The organism is Leisingera sp. S232 (assembly GCF_049800895.1).
In the GTDB taxonomy this organism is placed as follows: Bacteria; Pseudomonadota; Alphaproteobacteria; order Rhodobacterales; family Rhodobacteraceae; genus Leisingera.
This window is the reverse complement of sequence record NZ_JBNAFX010000021.1, coordinates 32,735-53,190: the sequence shown is the minus strand read 5'-3', so window position 1 is coordinate 53,190 and position 20,456 is coordinate 32,735. Positions and strand designations below refer to the sequence as shown.

Genomic DNA, 20,456 nt, shown 5'->3' with positions numbered 1-20,456 from the left:
GGGGCGGCAATTGATTTTCCGCCGCTGCTGGCAGATGGCCGCTGTTGCAGCAGCTCAGCGGATCAGCAATAATGGCGCATATTCCCTTTTTTCTGAACGATCGTTCAGTTATTCTCGGACTATGGCACGCACCCAAGGTTCTCATTCCGACATCACTGGCCCCCGTATCCGGGAGGCGGCATTGCGGCTGTTTGCGCAGCATGGCTATGCGGCGGTTTCTATGCGCCAGATCGCCAAGGACGTCGGGGTGCAAGCCGGAGCGCTGTATAATTACACGCCAGACAAGCAAAGCCTGCTGTTCAACCTCATGGCGGGCCATATGGCGGACTTGCAAACTGCCTGGGACGCCGTGCCTCAGGCCGACAGTGCGTTGGAGCGTTTGCGCGGCTTTACCGGTTTTCACATCCGCTTTCATCTGGAACGCCCGGATGCGGTGTTCATTGCCTACATGGAGCTGCGCAACCTCACAGAGAAAAACTTCGCTGTCATCGAATCGCTGCGCCGGAATTACGAGAACGGGGTGGAAGATATCCTGAAACAGGGGATGGAGCAGGGGGAATTCGACATTCCCGACACCAAGGTTGCGACGCTGGCGGTGATTGCGATGCTGAACGGCGTCAATACCTGGTACCGCTCTGAGGGCCGCTTGTCGCTGGATGAAGTGGAGCGGGTTTATTGGAGCATGGTGCAAAAATCAGTCAGCACGTGAGCATGCAGACATTGAAGCCCGACCGCAGGCGGGCAGTATCGCGGCAGGATCTTGTCGCTGGGGAATTGCCGGATCTGTTTGCGCCGAAAGCTGTCGGGGGGCCGTCGGCCGGATTTCTGGGGGCAGCAGATATCGGCGTATAATCTGGGTTCCTGCAGGCGCTATCGTCGCAAGCCAAAGCCATGGCCCTTTGAAATTATTCGGGGCGGGTCACTTTTGGCAGGGCGGTGTTCATCACAAAGGCCTTGAAGAGCTGGATCTTGTCGCCCCTGACTGCGGCGCGAAACGCCGGGACAATTATCACTTTCCCCAGCAGTCGCTGGCCAGGGAAAGCGCAGTGCGTCATGGGCGCAAGGAGGCGTAGCCTGCACCGCATGGCACAACAGGGGCAGCGGGTTTTTCCGGTCAGTGTGCGGGCTTGATGAAGGTGCCGTTGCGCAAATCGCGGAACGCCTGGCGCAGCTCGGCCTGGGTGTTCATCACGATGGGCCCGTGCCAGGCAACCGGTTCATTGATCGGCGCACCCGAGATCAATAGAAAACGCACGCCCTCCGGCCCTGCCTGCACGGTGATTTCATCGCCGCTGCCAAAACGGATCAGGGTGCGGTCGCCGGACATGTCGCGGATGTTGACCTCTTCGCCGGCAACTTCCTTTTCCAGGAGAACACCCTGTGGCGCTGAGGCATCGGCAAAAGCTGCTTTACCCTCGAACACATAGGCAAAGGCACGGCGGTAGGTGTCTATTGGCAGGGTCTTTTTCACACCTGCCGGCAGGAAAACATCCAGATACTGCGGATCGGCGGCTATCCCGTCCACCGGGCCGCGCTTGCCCCAGAATTCGCCGGTGATCACCTTTACCCTTGTGCCGTCGTCGTCAATCACTTCGGGAATATCCGCGCCGCGCTTATCCTGATATCGCGGAGCAGTCATTTTTTCGGCCGCAGGCAGGTTGCCCCACAGCTGAAACCCATGCATTTGCCCCTTGGCGTTGCCTGAAGGCATTTCCTGATGCAGGATGCCGGACCCGGCTGTCATCCACTGCACATCGCCTGCGCCCAGGGTGCCCGCATTGCCAAGCGAGTCGCTGTGTTCGACTGATCCTGCCAGCACGTAAGTTATGGTTTCGATGCCCCGGTGCGGATGCCAGGGGAAACCGCGCAGGTAATCTTCTGGGTTTTCGTTGCGAAAGTCGTCAAACAGCAGATACGGATCCAGCTCCGACGGATCCTGAAATCCGAAGGCGCGGTGCAGTTTGACACCGGCGCCTTCGGTATGAGGCTGGGCCGGGCGGCTTTCAAGAATGGGTCTGAGGGACATCTTCTTGTCTCCTGATCATCGTTGCTGCAGTCAAAATAGCCTGTGCGCACATGAGATAAAACCAGCCGCAAGCCACATGAACTGTGCGTTGATGAACCGAATGTGCCAGCGGCTCTGCAGCCCGCAGGGCTGCCCGGCCCAACGGAACGCGGCGCCGGAGGCGCCAAGGACGGGCGGGAGTTGCTGCCTTGTTGCCGGATGCCTCAGTCCTGTTCAGAGGCGGAGCCGGCCCACCACTCAGCTGGCTTCTTCCGCCCGCCGTGCTTTGCTGCCAGCCGCAGTGCCAGTTTGCGCAGCGGGCTCAGCGCCAGTTTCAGCCACAGCCGGTTGCGGCGTTTGGAATAGTCGCGGTTGAAGGGGCAGACCCGCATGCAGATCGCGCAGTCCGAAGCCATCTTGGCCCAGAAGGAGAAGCATTTCTCGGCATCCGATGTCCATTTTTTGACGCCCTTGATGGCTGAGACATTGGCAGTCTCGGCAGAGGGCGGCCCGTAAGGCAGCGCTTTCACCGGGCAGGCATCGGCGCATTTGGTGCAGATGCCGCAAAAATCCTTCACCCCTGAGGGTTGCGGCACATCATGGGCCAGCGGCAGGTTGGTAAAGATCTTGGAAAACCGCAGGCGCGGCCCGAACTCTGGCGTGATGACCATCTGGTTCCGGGCGTATTCGCCCAGGCCTGCCTTCACCGCATAGGGAATGACCAGGCCGGTGTCATTCATCGATGGCACCGCCTCATACCCCAGGTTCCGCACATAGGCGGCAAGCTGCATCACGATGGAGGCTTCATGACTGTATTCCCGCCCGGTTGCAGCGCCTGCCAGGGCAGAGGGGTAGGTGGCGACCAGCTCCTTGTCCATCTCATGGCCCAGCACGATGACACTGTTCAGCCCTTCGGGCAGGTTATGCGGCGCCTCGGACATGTCGCGGGCATCGACGCGGGCGCTGTATAGCCAGCGCTCGTCCATATCCGTGATGCCGCAAAGATCAGCGCCAAAGAATTTTGCAATGCGCTTCACCTCGGCTGACATTTTGGCAGGATCGTCCACTTCCAGCGCGTCCTTGGCCACCGGTGTGTCAGGCTGGATGGCGGCTTGGAAGCCTTCGCGGATACCGTCCTTGGCGCGGCGGCTGGAAACCACATCAGAGATCAGCCACGCGGCATTGCGCAGGGCAAAGTCGCGCTGGGTAAACCCGTCGCCGCGCCGCGGTGCGGCCTCCATCCGGTAGGAGGAAAAGAACTTGGCGGTGTGTTTGGATTTGACCTTCTCGTCCCAGAAGGCACGGGTGAAGACGTCGTTTCGCTGTGAGAAACGCTCGAAATCATCGGTGACTTCGATTCCGGCGGCTGCATCGCCGTCGCGCTGGGGCGGGGTATTTTGGGGCCAGGGCATGGGCGGACGCTATCGGTCAATTCAGATATGGGCAAGAGCGGGCGCGGGGGGAGTCAACAGAACAAGGAGACAACCCAATCCCGCACCATGGCGACCTCGGCGCTGTTTGGGGCTTCGCCTGCAGCAGGCATCAGATAATGCCCCTGTCCCATGGGGATCTCGGCCTTCAGCACCTGTGTCAGCCGTCCTTGCGACAGCGACAGCTCGGCATAGCGTCGCATCAGCATCGCAACCCCGGGGCCGGAGGCTGCCATTTCAATTGCGGCGAGCGACGTGTCCACATAGAGCGGCGCAGATCGGTTTTTCAGCGGCACGCCCTCCTGTTCCGAAAGGCGCAGCCAGTGGTCCTGATATCCGTGAATGTGGATGAGTGTCTGGTCAAACAGTTGGTCAACCGATTGCAGCTGCTGCGCCAGCTGTGGCTGCGCCACCGGGATCACGCTTTCGGCAGACAGCAGATGGGCGCGCCGGTCGAACCAGCCGGATGGTCCCAGCCTCAGGTCGATATCCACGTCTTCGTCCTGGGTGCTGTCGGCCCAGACGGCCGAAATCAGCCGGATGCGTATATGCGGATAGGCGGTATGGAACGAACCCAGCCGCGGGGCGATCCACAAAACAGCGGTCGATACAGGCGCTCTTAGTGTCACCGTACGCGTCTGCGCATGCCCCAGCAGCCCGCGGGTAGAATATGCGATATCGGTAAGAGCCTGGGCAACAGAGGGGTAATAGGCATGGCCCAGTTGCGTCAGCTCCAAATGCCGCGAACGGCGGATGAACAGCGTGATGCCAAAGCTTTTTTCCAGGCTGCGGACCTGGTGGCTTACGGCGGCTTGGGTCAGCCCCAGTTCTTCGGCGGCGGCCGTGAAGCTTTGCAGGCGGGCGGCGGCCTCAAATGCACGCAGCCAGACGAGATTGGGCAGATCAGACATGTGTTGCAAAATTTCATAGGGTCAGACTGCGATATTATTCGTTTTAATTTTGGCGGGGGTCAAGCTAGCCATGCCGCAAATGAATTCCCCTGTGAGGAGATACAAAATGGCAACGGACATGAAAGTCGGCTTTATTGGCCTTGGCAACGTTGGCGGTAAACTGGCAGGCAGCCTGGTGCGCAACGGCTTGGACGTGAGCGTGCACGACCTGGATGCGGATCTGGTGCAATCCTTTGTGGAGCGCGGCGCAAAGGCGGGTGGCAGCCCGGCACAGATGATGCAGGATTGCGATGCGGTGATCACCTGCCTGCCGAGCCCGGCGGCGTCTGACGCAGTGGTGTCCGAAATGATCCCGCATGTGCAGCCCGGTAAGGTCTGGATGGAAATGTCCACCACCGACGTGGAAGAAGTGAAGCGCCTCGGCGCCCTGGTGGCAGAGCGCGGCGGCGAGCCGGTTGACTGCCCGGTTTCCGGCGGCTGCCACCGGGCGGGCACCGGCAATATCTCGATCTACGCAGGCTGTGAGCGCGCAACCTTTGAACGCATCCTGCCAATCCTGACCACCATGGGCCGCCGCATCCTGCATGTGGGCGATATCGGCAATTCCTCAACCCTGAAGGTGATGACCAACTATCTGGCCAACCTGAACCTGCTGGCGGTCATGGAAGCACTGACGGTCATGAAGGCCTGCGGCATGGATCTGGGCATGACGTTTGAGGCGATCTCGATGTCTTCAGGCACGTCTTTTGCGCATGAAACCGAAAGCCAGCTGATCCTGTCGGGGTCGCGCGATGTGAATTTCACCATGGATCTGGTGATGAAGGACATCGGTCTGTTCCAGACCCTGGCGGACCGCAACAACGTGCCGCTTGAGCTGTCGCCTCTGATGATCGAGATGATGAAGGACGGTCAGAGCCGCTATGGCGAGCGGGCGCAGTCCGACCGGATGATCGAACGCCTGGAAGAAGCCACTGGCCTGTCAATCACTGCACCGGGCTTCCCGCAGGAACTGATCGACGATGAGCCGGAAGAACCCGGTTACGAGGTGGTCGTGCGCCGCGCTGCTGCGGAGTAAGTTTCCCCAAAACTGCACGGCTGCAGCCAGCCCCTGCTCCGGCGGGGGCTGTTTTCTTTTTCCGATACGGTCTATGCCCGGCAGGGCAGAAAAGGGAGCAACGGATGAACGGGGACGTTTTGGCTGCTATTGAAGCCTCGGCCGGGCGGCGTGTGATGGGAACGGCAATGCTGGGGCTGACCGGTTGCCTTCTGATATTTGTCGTTTTTGCGGCGCCGCCTTCTCCACCCTGGCTGGTGTTCCTGCTTGCGGTTGGATTTGCGGCTTTGTGGCTGTCGGTGCGGATGTGGCAAGCGACCGTTCACAGGATCGAGCTGACGACAGAAGTGCTGCGGTGTTCTGATGGGCGGGTCATTGCACAGGTAAAGGACATCGAAGCCATCGACCGTGGCTTTTTTGCCTTCAAACCATCGAACGGTTTTCTGATCCGTACCAAAACAACAGAGGCCAGGGTCTGGATGCCCGGGCTTTGGTGGCGATCTGGCCGCCGGATCGGCATTGGCGGTGTGACACCCGGATCGCAAGGCAAGGCGATGTCAGAAATTCTGGCCGCGATGCTGGTGCAGCGCGGCCAGTGAGCTTTGTACAGTTCTTGGGTCAACCTTAGTCGATGCCGTCGGTGTCGTCATTGTGGCTGCCGGAACCGGTGGCGCTTCCCTCAAAGGGGACGAGCGGAGCAAAGCGCGGACGGGTGAAGACGAAGTTGTCCAAGTTGAGAGTTGGCAGACCGACATCGAAGAATGGGTCAACTTCGTTGAAGGTTTCCACCAGAATGACACGCTCCTGGTCTGGCATGTCCGGCAATTGTTCCGACACGTTGTTGATCGTTCCGTCTGTCCAGCTGGAGTCAGAGGTGCCACGTACTTCGGACCAGTCGACGTAGAATTTGGCATCGTCTTCGTCCCAGTGCACCACTGAAACCCGCATGCCCAGCTCAGTATCCTGACGGATCAGCAATTTGGCCATCTCATACATGCTGTCGAGATAGTCGTCGTTGATCGCCGTGGTCTCTCGGGAGATCAGATCGGAGATCGTAAAGGCGGCTTTCAGATTGACGCTGTCGCGGCGGAATGCATCGAAAAAAGTATAGATCGCTGCAAACACGACAAGCAGGAGCGGAGCATAAAGCGCAAACTCGATCGAGACGTTGCCATCAGTGAGGCGCCGAAAGCTGCGCAGACGCTCGGGTAGGAATTGTTTAAGAGCAGTCAGCATAGGTCACCTCGGTTCCTGAACAAATGCGGATGATGCGGTCAGGGCGATACGGCCGTCTTCGTCCTTGGCCAAGCTGTCCCCCAGACCCCAAGTCGGGAAAAGCGGTTTGAATTTCATGCAGGCGCGGATCAGCATCAGCTCGTTCGATTGGCCGTTGACGAAGTTCCGGACAGGCTGGACATCCTCGATACGGTTGACACAGTCCGCAGTGGAGCTGATCGGCGTCCAGTTGAACGGATCAACCTGTACCATCTCCAGCCGCAGCGACGTGCTGCAATCGTTAATGAAGCCCGAGCGCTCGCATACTGCATCGCGGATATCGTCATGCTGTGGGCTTGCGCCGGTAGTCAGGCGGATGTCGCGGACAGTCTGGTCAAGAGCGCGTTCCAGTTGCGAGTGGCGCAGGTTGATCATCCCCAGCTCAACTGTCGTCATCAAGATCAATAGAAAGGCGGGGATGACAATGGCGAACTCTAGCGAAGCATTGCCATCTTCATGCACCCGGAAATGGCGCAGGTTTCGTTTCATGCGTCTAATCATTGGGTCAACCTCAGCTGGCGGATGGACGTTGCAATCGATGCGAACGCGTCACTGATTTCAAGCCCGTCAACGTCGAAATAATGGGAGTCGGAACTGGCGCAATCCTGCAGGACCGCTACCCCGTTGCTGGGGGCTTCAAAGCCGATTGTATAGACTATTATCCCCTGATCTTTGGCTGCCTGGCAAATGCTGCGAGTGCGCGCATTTTTGGTCGAATTGCCATAGTAGTCATAGACACCATAGTACCAGGCACTGCGGGCAGAGCTGGTGCCCATCCAGTCGCGGTAGAGGTTATAGTAAAGATATTTCAGTGACGTCGATGCAAACAGGTCAGAATAGCCTAGCCTTTGCGGGGCGTCGCCGTATGGCTGTGTCTTCCAGTACGAAGACACATCATGCCAGTAATACTTTCCGTTCGACGGGTTGTAAGTTGAATAGCGTTTGGTCGCCGCGTCGTACCAGACGTTTGAGGCACCTTCGCGGTGATCGCTTTCAACATAGTATTGCGAAGTGTTCTGGCCGTCTGTCATCAACACGATGACTTTTACGGTATCGGTATCTGTATATTCCGAAGGACGTGCCGCAAAATCATCCGGCACCGATGCCTCTGTGCCTGTGGTCAGGGCGCTGATGGCAGGCCGTGCTGAAGGATCCAGTAGGGTCGTGCCCCATTTCATGCCGATGTCGATCGAAGTGTTGCCGCCGCCCCAAAAACTATCGATGTAACTCTTGAGTACCGTGGCATCCTTTTGGAATGGCAGAATTTCCCGGGTGGGATCGTCTTCGCACACCGGCGAACTCACCAACTGGGGGTTGGAATAGTAAGTCCGGTTGTCACGCCTCGTACTGCCCCAGGGGGTGAAGTGCATGGTGCCGTCCAGCTCATCTTCCTGTGAAAGAGATGCGGACTCGAAATCCGAGCCTGCAAAATTTGCACAACGCGAGTAGATCGTGTCACCCGGCGTGGAGATATTATACTGATTGTACAGGTCTTCTGGCAGCGAAACCTGGGTCGCGTAGGGTACGATGGAAATCGACATTTTGCCGTCGGTTGTGTTTGCCACCATCGTATCGACAAAATCTTTCGCCGCGACTTTCAGGTTGGTCAGCCGGTTGTTGGACCTCATGGAACCTGAAACGTCCAGAACCATCGAGATTTCGACACCGTCGATGCTCTCTTCCGCGCGCGAATTGGCATAAATCGGCAGGTCGTCGAGACCGGCGAACTTTGCCAGATGGGTGGGGAAGGTAGCACTTACAGTGCTTTCAACACTCTTGTAGCCCAGTGATTCCTGTACAATCGGTGTGCTGTAATAGTCGCCTAGACCTGCTTTGCTCAGGTAGTCCTGAACAACATCTTCAGGTTCAAGCACCTGATCCAGGTCAGCAGCGGCCAGAACGGCCCGGTCCAGCGTGTATTGCAGGGTGGTGCGGTCACGCTCCATCCGCATCAGATCGACGCCGATGCCGCCGATGGCCAGCATAAGGATCAGGGTGCCGATCATCGGCTTTGCCAGAACGCCGTCCTCTTCCCGCAGGAAGGAGCGTATCTTGGTTGGGCAGCGCAGCCTGAGCGGATTGCTCAGCGCGGTAGAATTCTTGTGGTGCATACTCATCTAAATACCCCCTTGCGGCTGGGGAACAGGCCAGCCCGGCTTCTGCAGCGGAATTCCATTAATTATTGCTTGGTAAAATGGGCGGAATTGCGGCGGAAATGGGTCAAATTGCTCGCGATTGTATTGCGTGGAAATTCTAATCTTGGGCGATTTCACGATGTTGTGGCGAAAGGCGGAACAATCGCCTGAACGGCACGGGTGAAACTTGCGCGGTCGCAGGGATGCGAATCTTTTTGATCGAAAAGGGTCAAAAAGGTCGCACTCCTTAAGCTTCTCTGCATAGAGTGAGAGCATCATCGGCAGCGAGTCGATGTTTGAGCACGGAGAATTTTTTATGAGCAGCCGCACAGAGCCGAGCTTCCGCGAGAGCGTGGACCTGATGTTTAACCGGGCGGTAAAACTGATGGACCTGCCGCCGGGGCTGGAAGAGAAGATCAGAGTGTGCAATGCGACCTATACAGTGCGCTTTGGTGTGCGCCTGCGCGGTTCCATGCATACATTTGTCGGTTACCGGTCGGTGCATTCCGAGCATATGGAACCCGTAAAGGGCGGTATCCGCTATGCCACCGGTGTAAATCAGGATGAGGTCGAGGCGCTGGCGGCGCTGATGACCTATAAATGCGCCTTGGTTGAGGCACCGTTCGGTGGCTCCAAGGGCGGCTTGTGCATTGATCCGCGCGAGTACGAGGAACATGAACTGGAGCTGATCACCCGCCGCTTTGCTTACGAACTGGCCAAGCGCGATCTGATCAACCCGTCGCAAAACGTGCCTGCGCCCGATATGGGCACCGGCGAGCGCGAGATGGCCTGGATTGCAGACCAATATGCGCGGATGAATACAACTGACATCAACGCTAAGGCCTGTGTCACCGGCAAGCCGCTGAACGCGGGCGGTATCGCTGGCCGTGTCGAGGCGACGGGGCGCGGTGTGCAATACGCGCTGCGAGAGTTCTTCCGCTATGAGGAAGACAAGGCTGCAGCCGGGCTGACAGGGAAATTGGATGGCAAGCGGGTCATTGTCCAGGGGCTCGGCAATGTGGGTTACCACGCAGCCAAGTTCCTGTCTGAGGAAGACGGGTCGCTGATTACCGGGATCATTGAACGCGACGGCGGTCTGTTCAGTGCAGATGGCCTGGACGTAGAGGCGGTGCGCAATTGGATCGTCAAGCACGGCGGTGTGTCGGGCTACCCGGATGCGCAGTACATGGAAGATGGCTCTGTTCTGCTGGAGGAGGACTGCGACATCCTGATCCCGGCGGCCCTGGAAGGGGTGATCAACCTGTCCAATGCTGAACGTGTCAAAGCGCCGTTGATCATTGAGGCGGCGAATGGCCCTGTGACTGCCGGCGCGGATGAAATCCTGCGCGACAAAGGCTGTGTGATCATACCCGACATGTATGCCAATGCAGGCGGTGTGACCGTATCCTACTTTGAGTGGGTGAAGAACCTGAGCCATATCCGTTTCGGCCGCATGCAGCGCCGCCAGGAAGAGGCGCGCCATCAGCTGGTGATCGACGAGCTGCAGCGCCTGGACGATGTTCTGGGCAATACCTGGTCGATGTCGCCTGACTTTAAGGACAAGTATCTGAAAGGCGCAGGTGAGCTGGAACTGGTGCGCTCCGGTCTGGATGACACCATGCGGGCGGCCTACCAGTCGATGCGCGAAGTCTGGCACAGCCGCGATGATGTCACCGACCTGCGTACTGCCGCCTATCTGGTGTCGATCGACAAGGTCGCCAAAAGCTATCACGCCAAGGGGCTCTGACCGGGCTTGAAGAGTGGCAAATGACTGGCGGGGCAGAGGGGAAACTCTCTGCCCTGTTTTCTTGGCACTGATCCACATTGCGTCATCTGCCGTCGCAATTAGCACTAGACATAAGTGAATAGTTAATGTGATTTGCGGCAAAGCCATGCTGAAGTGCCGTAGCCCTAGTCTTGGGACTAGGAGTAGCACGTGAAAGCGGGTAGCAATGCGGCCAGGGCCGGGACGGAGTTTTTCCGGCCAGCGAAAGTGAATTGACGGGGAGGGACGACATGCGGTTTTCGGGCTGGCGTGTGCTCAAGGAGGGGCTCACCGGAAACAAGGGGTGGAAACCTCATTGGCGGGACCCTGAGCCCAAATCCGAATATGATGTCGTGATCATCGGCGGCGGCGGCCACGGGCTGGCGACGGCCTATTACCTGGCCAAAGAGCATGGCATCACCAATGTTGCGGTGCTGGAGAGGGGATATCTTGGCGGCGGCAATGTGGGGCGCAACACCACCATTGTGCGGGCCAACTATTATCTGCCGGGCAATTCCGAGTTCTACTCCCACTCTCTGAAACTGTGGGAGAGGATGGAGCAGGACCTGAACTACAACGCAATGATGTCCCAGCGCGGGATCATCAATCTGTTCCACAATGACGGCCAGCGCGACGCGGCGGTGCGCCGGGGCAATGCGATTATCAATCAGGGGGATGATGCCGAACTTCTGAGCCGCGAGCGGGTGCGTGAGCTGGCCCCGTTCCTGAACTATGACAACAACCGTTTCCCGATCATGGGCGGGCTGATGCAGCGCCGGGCCGGCACTGCGCGCCACGATGCTGTGGCCTGGGGCTATGCCCGCGGCGCTGACATGCGCGGCGTCGATCTGATCCAGAACTGCGAAGTGACCGGCATTGACGTGGAAGGCGGCAAAGTGATCGGGGTGCAGACCGCCCGCGGTCCCATCCGGGCCAAGAAGGTGGCGCTGGCGGCAGCGGGACGGTCGGGTCAGGTGGCGGCAATGGCTGGTCTAACCCTGCCGATCGAGAGCCACGTCCTGCAGGCCTTTGTCTCTGAAGGGTTGAAACCAATCGTTGATCACGTGATCACCTTTGCCGAGGGGCATCTGTACATCAGCCAGTCCGACAAGGGCGGCATGGTGTTTGGCAGCTATCTGGATTTCTACAGCTCCTATGCCGCGCGGGGCAACCTGCCGATGGTGGAGCATACAATGGAAAGCTTTGTGGCGATGGTTCCGGCCCTTAGTAAGGCCAGGCTGCTGCGCAGTTGGGGCGGCATCATGGATATGACGCCGGACGGCTCGCCCATCATCGACCATTCACCCGTTGATGGTCTCTACCTGAATTGCGGCTGGTGCTACGGCGGTTTCAAGGCGACACCGGGCTCAGGCCATGTCTATGCGCATCTGATTGCCACGGACCGGCCGCATGGGGCGGCGACGAAACTGAAGCTGGACCGCTTCCGCAGCGGCGTGGGCCTGATGGATGAGGAGGGAACCGGTGCGCAGCATAACTTGCATTGATTTCATCTCTGCCGCAGCAGGGGGCGCTGCCCCCTCGGCCTTGCGGCCTCACCCCCGGAGTATTTTTGCAAAGATGAAAGGGCGCTGGTCATGAGGATTGCCTGTCCGCTCTGCGGTGAAAGAGACCGCCGCGAATTCTATTACAAAGGCGCCGCTCTGGTGCGCCCGGCTGAGGGTGCGGATCTGGAGACCTGGCATGAACATGTGAATCTGCGTGAAAACCCGGCAGGGCCGCTGGATGAGCTGTGGTATCACGAATTGGGCTGCGGTTCCTGGTTGAAAGTGACCCGCAATACAGCAACCCATGAGATTCTGGACGTAGAGCTGGCCTCCGAAGCCGGGCTGGGAGGTGAGAAATGAGGCTTCCCGGAAAAGGTTTGAATCAGGGCGCGAAGCCGGTCACGTTTGGCTTTAATGGCCGCCACATGATGGGGTTGGAAGGTGACACGCTGGCCTCGGCGCTGCTGGCAAATGATGTGCATCTGATGGGGCGGTCATTCAAGTATCACCGCCCGCGCGGGGTGCTGACGGCGGGCAGCGAGGAGCCGAACGCGCTGGTGACCATTGGCACCGGCGGCGAGCAGGACCCGAACATCCGCGCCACGCAGCAGGAGGTGTTCGAGGGGCTGGAGGCACGCAGCCAGAACTGCTGGCCCTCTGTTGAGCGCGACGTGATGGCGGTGAACGATCTGGCGGCACCGTTCTTTACCGCCGGGTTCTACTACAAAACCTTCATGTGGCCTGCAGCCTTCTGGGAGAAGCTGTATGAGCCGATGATCCGCAATGCTGCGGGTCTGGGCGCGCTATCGGGTGAGGCGGACCGTGACACCTATGAGAAGGCCTTTGCCTTCTGCGACGTGCTGGTGATCGGCTCCGGGCCTGCTGGTCTGATGGCTGCGCTGACTGCGGGCCGGGCCGGGGCGGATGTGATCCTGGCGGAGGAGGACAGCCGCATGGGAGGCCGCCTGCTGGCCGAACGCGAGGAGATCGGCGGCAAGCCGGGCCACGCATGGGCTGCCGAGGTGCTGGCCGAGCTGGAGGCAATGGATAATGTGCGGCTGATGACCCGCACCGCTGTAACCGGTGCCTATGATCAGGGGACCTACGGCGTGCTGGAGCGGGTCTCGCACCATCTGCCGCGGCGGCATTCGCTGCGGGGCAGCCATCTGCCGCGCGAATGCTTCTGGCGGATTGCGGCCAAGCATGCGGTGTTGGCAGCAGGCGCGATCGAGCGTCCGGTGGCGTTCCGCAACAATGATCGTCCCGGCATCATGATGGCGGGCGCGGTGCGTGCCTATCTGAACCGCTGGGGAGTAGCGCCGGGTGAACGGGTGACCCTGTTTGCCAACAACGATCAGGCCCACCGCACCGCCCGCGACCTGCATGACGCCGGTGTTCACATCGCCGCAGTTATCGACAGCCGCCATGACGCGCCTGTCGATGGCCCGTATCAGGTGATCAAGGGAGCGCAGGTTTGCGGCAGTGCGGGCCGCCAGCGCATCGAGAGCATTACTGTGCGCTCAGTAAAAGGCGAGGAGAAGGTTCAGACCGACTGTCTGGCAATGTCCGGCGGCTGGAACCCTTCTGTGCATCTGACCTGCCATCTGAACAGTCGCCCGCAATGGAACCGTGAGGCGCTGGCCTTTGTTCCGGCTGAGGGTGCTGTGCCCGGGATGGTCACGGCTGGGGCCTGCAATGGCACCTTCTCTACTGCCGGTGCGCTGCGCGAAGGCGCTGAAGCTGCCGGCAAGGTGGTGGAGGCGCTGGGCCTGAAATCCGCTGCGGCTGATTTGCCGGATGCAGAGGATGATCCCTACCGCATCGCCGCCCTGTGGGCCGTGCCGGGCAAAGGTCGTGCCTGGCTTGACTTCCAGAATGACGTGACTGTCAAGGACGTGAAACAGGCGGCGGTGGAGAACTTCCGCTCGGTCGAGCATATGAAGCGCTACACCACCCAAGGCATGGCGACGGATCAGGGCAAGAACTCCAACGTTGCCGCACTGGCGGTGCTGGCAGATGCGACAGGTCGGACCATTCCCGAAACCGGCACCACTACTTTCCGGCCGCCGTTTGTGCCGGTTTCCATTGGCGCCATGGGCGCCGGGGCTGTGGATGAGGGCTTTAAGCCGCAGCGCTTTTTGACCTCGCATGGCGAGAGTGATACCCGCGGAGCGCATCAGCTGGAGGTGGGCCTGTGGTACCGTGCGGCCTATTACCCCAAGCCGGGTGAAACCAATTGGCGCCAGTCCTGCGACCGCGAGGTGACGCTGGTGCGCAATGCGGTGGGCATCTGCGATGTCTCCACCCTGGGCAAGATCGACATCCAGGGCGCCGACGCGGGCAAGTTCCTCGACTTTCTCTACACCAACACCTTCAGCACACTGAAGGTGGGCAAGGTCCGCTATGGGCTGATGTTGCGCGAGGACGGTTTTGTCATGGATGACGGCACCACCGCGCGGCTGGGTGAGACCCATTATGTGATGACCACCACAACCGCTGCGGCGGGACAGGTGATGGCGCATATGGAGTTTGTCTCTCAGGTGCTGCACCCGGAATGGGACGTGCGCTTTGCCTCGGTGACTGAGCAATGGGCGCAGTTCGCTGTGGCTGGTCCGAAGTCGCAGGAACTGCTGAACGGTCTTTTGGACGAGGACGTGAACAGCGGGACCTGGCCTTTTATGGGTTGCGGCGAGGCGACCGTGCTGGGGGTCAAGGGGCGGCTGTTCCGGATCTCCTTCTCGGGTGAGCATGCCTATGAGATTGCCGTGCCTGCGCGTTTTGGCGCCGCTTTGTTCCGCGAACTGCTGAAACGGGCCGAAGCGATGGGCGGGGGCGTCTATGGCATGGAGGCGCTCAATGTGCTGCGGATCGAGAAGGGGTTGATCACCCATGCAGAGATCAATGGCACCGTGACCGCCTTTGACCTTGGTCTGCAGGGGATGATGTCCAAGAAGAAGGCCTTCCTGGGCAAGGCGATGTCTACCCGCGAAGGCCTGATGGCCGAAGACCGGATGCGCATGGTGGGTTTGAAACCCGTCGGTGCAGCCAAGGAAATCACCGCCGGTGCGCATCTGTTCACACCCGGAGACCCGGTCGAGCGGATCTATGACCAGGGCTATGTGACCTCGGCAGGCTATTCGCCGACTTTGGGTCATCCGATTGGTCTCGCCTTTCTGAAGGAAGGCCCGGACCGCATCGGCGAAACCGTACGCCTGATCGATCATATGCGCGGTGTCGACACCCTGTGCGAGGTTGTTTCACCTGTGTTCTTTGACCCTGAAGGAGGGCGTGCCCGTGGCTGAACTGACTGCAAAAAGCCCCTGCGACGGGCTGCTGCCGGTGACTATCGGCGGAATGAGCCTGACTGAGGAACAGCCTGGCAATATGTGGATCGTAGCCCCCTTCAAAGGGCAGCAGGACACGCTGAGCAAGGCGCTGGAAGACGCCCATGGCATGGCCTTTCCGGCTGTGAACCGGACGACCGGAAAGGTCGGCAGCCGTGCGGTCTGGTTTGGCCGGGACATGGCGCTGCTGATGGGGCCGGTGCCGGACGCCAAGCTGGCCAAACACGCGGCGCTGACCGATCAGAGCGATGCCTGGGCGGTGGTGAAGCTGGATGGCAATGGCGCCGAAGACGTGCTGGCGCGGCTGGTGCCGGTGGATCTACGGCCGCAGGTTTTCAAGCGCGGGCATACCGTACGCACCGAACTGAAGCACATGATGGCCTCGGTCACCAGGACCGGCCCGCAGGCGCTTCAGATCCTGGTGTTCCGCTCAATGGCGAAAACGCTTGTGCATGATTTGAAAACAGCGATGGAAGCTGTCGCGGCGCGGGGGTAACCTCTGGGGATCACCAACTGATTCCCGGAGCGCATCTATGATCCGCATCGCCTTTGCAGCCGCCTTGCTGGCGGCTCCGGCCTATGCTTCTGAAACCAAAGAACAAAGCTGCAAATATCAGGGCCAGGTCATGGCCGCAGTGCAGCAGGCGCGGCTGGACCGGGTAAAGCAGGAAGAGGTGGAGCAGGTCATTCTGGACAGCGAACCGGAATGGCCCGATGCCTATTCAAACGCGATCCCGCAACTGGCAAGCCACGTTTACACACTGAAGCGGCGTGACTTGAAGACCACCGACCTTGGTGCGCTGTTCGAGGAACAGTGCCTGCAGAACTGGGATCAGATCCAGGCGATGCAGAAACAGCTGAAGTCCAACTGATATGTCATTGCCGCCTGGCTTTCTGGATGAATTGCGCACCCGCATCAGTATCTCTGATGTTGTCGGGCGCAAAGTCATGTGGGATCAGCGCAAGTCGCAGCCGGGCAAAGGGGATTTTTGGAGCCCGTGCCCTTTCCATCACGAAAAGACCGCGTCTTTCCATGTGGAGGATCGCAAGGGCTTTTACTATTGCTTCGGCTGTCACGCAAAAGGTGATGCGCTGAAGTTTGTCCAGGAAACCGAGAATGTCGGTTTCATGGAAGCGGTGGAGATTCTGGCGCAGGAAGCAGGCATGGAGATGCCCAAACGCGATCCGCGCGCGCAGGAAAAACAGGACCGCCGGACTTTGCTTGCTGACGTCATGGAGCAGGCCGTGCAATTCTTCCGCTTGCAGCTGAAAACGGGTGCTGCAGGGGACGCTCGCGCCTATCTGCAGCGCCGTGGACTGACGGCGCAGGCGCTGGACCGTTGGGAAATCGGCTTTGCCCCTGACGGTTGGCAGAACATGTGGGATGCGCTGCGCGGCAAGAACGTGCCCGAGGATCTGATCATCGGCGCGGGGCTGGCGAAACCCTCGAACAAGGGCGGCAAGCCCTATGACACCTTCCGCAACCGGATCATGTTCCCGATCCGGGATGCGCGCGGCCGGGCGATTGCCTTTGGCGGCCGGGCAATGGACCCCAATGACAACGCCAAATATCTGAATTCGCCCGAGACTGAGCTGTTCGACAAAGGCCGCAGCCTTTACAATCATGGTCCTGCGCGCTCTGCATCGGGGCGCGGCTCTACTTTGGTCGTTGCCGAAGGCTATATGGATGTGATTGCGCTGGCCGAGGGCGGGTTCCAGTCTTCGGTGGCGCCGCTCGGCACTGCCATCACCGAAAACCAGCTGCAGATGCTGTGGCGGATGTCGGATGAGCCGATCATTGCGCTGGATGGCGACAAGGCAGGTATCCGCGCCGCGATGCGGCTGATTGATCTTGCGTTGCCGCTATTGGAGGCGGGCAAGTCCCTGCGCTTTGCCATCATGCCAGAGGGCAAGGACCCGGACGATATGATCCGCTCCGAAGGCCCCGATGCAGTGCAGGCGGTGCTGGATCAGGCGATGCCGATGGTCAAGCTGCTGTGGCAGCGGGAAACCGAAGGCAAGGTTTTCGACAGCCCCGAGCGCAAGGCGGCGCTGGATAAGGCGCTGCGTGAGAAAATCAAACTGATCCGCGATCCATCGATCCGCAAGCACTATGGCGAAGACGTCAAGGAAATGCGCTGGCAGCTGTTCCGCGGCAACCGCGACAGTGGCGGCGGGGGCGGCTACCAGCCGCGTAGCGGCAAGGGCGGTGGTTTCCGCGACGGTGCCCGCGCACCGTGGAAACCAGGCAAGGGATTTGGCCCGATCCCGCAGCCGCGGGCAACCACCCGTGCGTCGCTGGTGGCAGGTGCCGAGGACGAATATTTTGCCGCCATGCGTGAAGCGGTGATCCTGGCCACGGCGATCACCACGCCTGATGTTATCCGCGAGTTCGAGACCAGCCTGGAACGGCTGCAATGCGCCGACCCGGATCTGGCGGCGCTGCGCGACATGGTTCTGCGCTACGGTATCGACGCGCCCGACCGGCTGCGCGAGGAAATTGACTGGTCTTTGGGGCCTCATGCCCTTGAAAACCTCTTTGCCTTGCGCCATGTGGCAATCATCCCCTGCCTGCGCAAACCCGGCGATACGGAACTGGCCAGCATGACCCTGGCCGAGGAACTCGCAAAACTCGAGGCGCGGCGCGGGCTGGATGCAGAATTGGCAGAGGCCGAAGAGGATTTGGACGGCCTTGCAGATGAAGCGCTGACCTGGCGACTGCGGCAGGCTGCCGAAGCCAGAAACAGGGCCGTGCGCAGTGAGAATGAGGATAAGGCGACCTATGATGTGGGCAAGAACGGCGCGCGGCTCAACCGGGATGAGCGCGACGCCTTTGGCGCCCTTTTGGACCGGATCGGCTTCTCCGAAAAGTAACATGCAGGGTGATTCTGCGTTTTGCTAAGGAAGAGCACAGGAAAATTGGGTAAACGGGGTGACGAATCAGAAGATCGCGCTAATGATTCGCGTCAGCGAATCATCCCCCGCAGCCCCTGATATGGAGCAATGAATGGCCGCCAAAGACACCGACGACCGCAAACCTGACGATCAGGACGCCGAAATCTCGCTGGACATGAGCCAGGCCGCGGTCAAGAAAATGATCGCTGAGGCCCGCGAGAAGGGCTACATCACCTACGATCAGCTCAATCAGGTTCTGCCGCCGGATCAGGTCAACTCGGAACAGATCGAAGACGTGATGTCGATGCTCAGCGAAATGGGCATCAATATCATCGAGGACGAAGAGGCCGAGGAAGAAGAGAACAAGGGCTCGACCGAGCTGGCCACCACCGAGGGCCCGCGAGAGGTTGCCCTGTCCGGTGCTCAGACCGAGAAGCTGGACCGTACCGACGACCCGGTGCGCATGTACCTGCGCGAGATGGGGTCGGTTGAACTGCTGTCCCGCGAAGGTGAGATCGCGATTGCCAAGCGCATCGAAGCGGGCCGCAACACGATGATCCTTGGGCTGTGTGAAAGCCCGCTGACCTTCCAGGCCATCACCATCTGGCATGACGAACTTCTGTCCGAAGACATTCTTCTGCGAGACGTCATCGACCTGGAGGCCACCTTTGGCAACCAGATGGATGAGGACGGCGAAGAGGAAGAGCCGGTCGTCGACACCGCCGCGGTGCAGGCAGCCAAGCCTGTAAAAGAGGACACCGGTCCGGAACTCGACGCCGATGGCAACCCCATCTCCAAAGACGATGACGATGACGATGATGACGAGCAGGCCAACATGTCGCTCGCCGCGATGGAAGCTGCGCTCAAGGACCGGGTTCTGGTCACTTTGGAGCGGATCTCCACCGATTTCGCCGAACTCAGTGAAATGCAGGACAGCCGGATTTCGGCAACCCTGAACGAGGACGGTTCCTTCAGCGCCGACGACGAAGCGCGTTACCAGTCGCTGCGTTCGGAAATCGTTGAGCTGGTGAATGGCCTGCACCTGCACAACAACCGTATCGAAGCGCTGATCGACCAGCTCTACGGCATCAACCGCCGTGTCATGCAGATCGACAGCTCGATGGTGAAGCTGGCCGACCAGGCCCGCATCAACCGCCGTGAGTTCATCGACGCCTACCGTGGCCGTGAGCTGGACCCGAACTGGCTGTCCGAAATGGGTGAAAAGCCCGGCCGCGGCTGGCAGATGTTCATCGAGCGCTCCACTGAAAAGGTCGAAGAACTGCGCGCTGACATGGCCCAGGTCGGCCAGTATGTCGGTCTGGATATCTCGGAATTCCGCCGCATCGTGCAGCAGGTCCAGAAAGGTGAGAAAGAGGCGCGTCAGGCCAAAAAGGAAATGGTCGAGGCCAACCTGCGCCTCGTGATCTCGATCGCCAAGAAATACACCAACCGCGGCCTGCAGTTCCTGGACCTGATCCAGGAGGGCAATATCGGCCTGATGAAGGCGGTGGACAAATTCGAATACCGTCGCGGCTACAAATTCTCGACCTATGCGACCTGGTGGATCCGTCAGGCGATCACCCGCTCGATCGCGGATCAGGCCCGCACCATCCGGATCCCGGTCCATATGATCGAGACGATCAACAAGCTGGTCCGCACCGGCCGTCAGATGCTGCACGAGATTGGCCGCGAGCCGACCCCGGAGGAACTGGCAGACAAGCTGCAAATGCCGCTGGAGAAGGTCCGCAAGGTGATGAAGATCGCCAAGGAGCCGATCTCTCTGGAAACCCCGATCGGCGACGAGGAAGACAGCCAGCTGGGCGATTTCATCGAGGACAAGAATGCCGTGCTGCCCTTGGACAGCGCCATTCAGGAAAACCTCAAGGAAACCACCACTCGGGTTCTGGCTTCGCTCACCCCGCGCGAGGAACGGGTCCTGCGGATGCGGTTTGGCATCGGCATGAACACTGACCACACGCTGGAGGAAGTCGGCCAGCAGTTCAGCGTGACCCGCGAACGGATTCGCCAGATCGAGGCAAAAGCCTTGCGGAAGCTGAAGCACCCAAGCCGCTCGCGCAAACTGCGCAGCTTCCTGGATCAGTAAAGTTCAGCGAGAGCCAAAAGAGCGCCGTTAGGC

General features: G+C 59.8%; 17 protein-coding genes. 11 read left to right on the top strand and 6 right to left on the bottom strand.

From position 1 onward, the window contains the following. The first annotated feature begins 121 nt into the window (after window positions 1-121). A complete protein-coding gene (locus ACP151_RS13505) occupies window positions 122-709 on the top strand; it encodes a TetR/AcrR family transcriptional regulator (RefSeq protein ID WP_424979426.1) in 588 nt (195 codons plus the stop codon). Between the two features lie 405 nt (window positions 710-1,114). Here ACP151_RS13505 and ACP151_RS13500 read toward each other — a convergent pair whose 3' ends face one another. The 3 genes from ACP151_RS13500 to ACP151_RS13490 all read right to left on the bottom strand — a co-directional run bounded on the left by ACP151_RS13500 (window position 1,115) and on the right by ACP151_RS13490 (window position 4,346). Next, window positions 1,115-2,026, bottom strand: a complete 912-nt coding sequence (locus ACP151_RS13500; protein ID WP_424979425.1) for a pirin family protein — start codon at window positions 2,024-2,026, stop codon at window positions 1,115-1,117. A 203-nt stretch (window positions 2,027-2,229) separates the two neighbouring features. Next, window positions 2,230-3,417, bottom strand: coding sequence for a 4Fe-4S double cluster binding domain-containing protein (locus ACP151_RS13495; protein WP_424979424.1), 1,188 nt, complete (start codon window positions 3,415-3,417; stop codon window positions 2,230-2,232). Between the two features lie 53 nt (window positions 3,418-3,470). Next, window positions 3,471-4,346: a LysR substrate-binding domain-containing protein gene (locus ACP151_RS13490; RefSeq protein ID WP_424979423.1), complete on the bottom strand. Its 876-nt coding sequence runs from the start codon at window positions 4,344-4,346 to the stop codon at window positions 3,471-3,473. Window positions 4,347-4,452: 106 nt separating this feature from the next. Here ACP151_RS13490 and ACP151_RS13485 point away from each other — a divergent pair, with 106 nt between their 5' ends. Both ACP151_RS13485 and ACP151_RS13480 read left to right on the top strand, forming a co-directional pair. After that, the gene (locus tag ACP151_RS13485) at window positions 4,453-5,421 is read left to right on the top strand and encodes an NAD(P)-dependent oxidoreductase (RefSeq protein WP_424979422.1); all 969 of its coding nucleotides are present in this window, start codon (window positions 4,453-4,455) and stop codon (window positions 5,419-5,421) included. A 104-nt stretch (window positions 5,422-5,525) separates the two neighbouring features. Then, window positions 5,526-5,999: a hypothetical protein gene (locus ACP151_RS13480; protein ID WP_424979421.1), complete on the top strand. Its 474-nt coding sequence runs from the start codon at window positions 5,526-5,528 to the stop codon at window positions 5,997-5,999. A 25-nt stretch (window positions 6,000-6,024) separates the two neighbouring features. On the opposite strand, the gene ACP151_RS13475 is transcribed toward ACP151_RS13480, so the two are convergent. Genes ACP151_RS13475 through ACP151_RS13465 form a run of 3 tightly spaced genes read right to left on the bottom strand, consistent with a single transcriptional unit; the run spans window position 6,025 to window position 8,792 of the window. Then, on the bottom strand, window positions 6,025-6,636 hold the full coding sequence (locus tag ACP151_RS13475; protein WP_424979420.1) for a TadE/TadG family type IV pilus assembly protein: 612 nt from the start codon (window positions 6,634-6,636) through the stop codon (window positions 6,025-6,027). A gap of 3 nt (window positions 6,637-6,639) precedes the next feature. Further along, entirely contained in the window at window positions 6,640-7,176 is a 537-nt protein-coding gene (locus tag ACP151_RS13470) for a TadE/TadG family type IV pilus assembly protein (RefSeq protein ID WP_424979419.1), read from the bottom strand. Continuing rightward, on the bottom strand, window positions 7,173-8,792 hold the full coding sequence (locus ACP151_RS13465) for a pilus assembly protein TadG-related protein (protein WP_424979418.1): 1,620 nt from the start codon (window positions 8,790-8,792) through the stop codon (window positions 7,173-7,175). Before ACP151_RS13465 ends, ACP151_RS13470 begins: the two co-directional genes overlap by 4 nt. Before the next feature lie 334 nt (window positions 8,793-9,126). Here ACP151_RS13465 and ACP151_RS13460 point away from each other — a divergent pair, with 334 nt between their 5' ends. The 8 genes from ACP151_RS13460 (at window position 9,127) to rpoD (ending at window position 20,423) form a co-directional block, all read left to right on the top strand. Beyond that, window positions 9,127-10,557 carry a Glu/Leu/Phe/Val family dehydrogenase gene (locus tag ACP151_RS13460; RefSeq protein ID WP_424979417.1) on the top strand — a complete coding sequence of 477 codons (1,431 nt, stop codon included), beginning with the start codon at window positions 9,127-9,129 and terminating at the stop codon, window positions 10,555-10,557. 269 nt (window positions 10,558-10,826) lie between these two features. Then, window positions 10,827-12,080, top strand: a complete 1,254-nt coding sequence (locus tag ACP151_RS13455; protein ID WP_424979416.1) for a sarcosine oxidase subunit beta family protein — start codon at window positions 10,827-10,829, stop codon at window positions 12,078-12,080. Between the two features lie 90 nt (window positions 12,081-12,170). Continuing rightward, entirely contained in the window at window positions 12,171-12,440 is a 270-nt protein-coding gene (locus ACP151_RS13450) for a sarcosine oxidase subunit delta (RefSeq protein ID WP_424979415.1), read from the top strand. Beyond that, complete coding sequence (locus ACP151_RS13445; protein WP_424979414.1) at window positions 12,437-15,382, top strand: sarcosine oxidase subunit alpha family protein; 2,946 nt, start codon at window positions 12,437-12,439, stop codon at window positions 15,380-15,382. The genes ACP151_RS13450 and ACP151_RS13445 overlap by 4 nt, the downstream gene beginning before the upstream one ends. After that, the gene (locus ACP151_RS13440; RefSeq protein WP_424979413.1) at window positions 15,375-15,920 is read left to right on the top strand and encodes a sarcosine oxidase subunit gamma; all 546 of its coding nucleotides are present in this window, start codon (window positions 15,375-15,377) and stop codon (window positions 15,918-15,920) included. The genes ACP151_RS13445 and ACP151_RS13440 overlap by 8 nt, the downstream gene beginning before the upstream one ends. Window positions 15,921-15,957: 37 nt before the next feature. Beyond that, a complete protein-coding gene (locus tag ACP151_RS13435) occupies window positions 15,958-16,296 on the top strand; it encodes a hypothetical protein (RefSeq protein WP_424979412.1) in 339 nt (112 codons plus the stop codon). Between the two features lies 1 nt (window position 16,297). After that, window positions 16,298-18,298, top strand: coding sequence for a DNA primase (gene dnaG, locus ACP151_RS13430; RefSeq protein ID WP_424979411.1), 2,001 nt, complete (start codon window positions 16,298-16,300; stop codon window positions 18,296-18,298). A 133-nt stretch (window positions 18,299-18,431) separates the two neighbouring features. Beyond that, window positions 18,432-20,423, top strand: coding sequence for an RNA polymerase sigma factor RpoD (gene rpoD, locus ACP151_RS13425; protein WP_424979410.1), 1,992 nt, complete (start codon window positions 18,432-18,434; stop codon window positions 20,421-20,423). The last annotated feature ends 33 nt before the right edge of the window (window positions 20,424-20,456 follow it).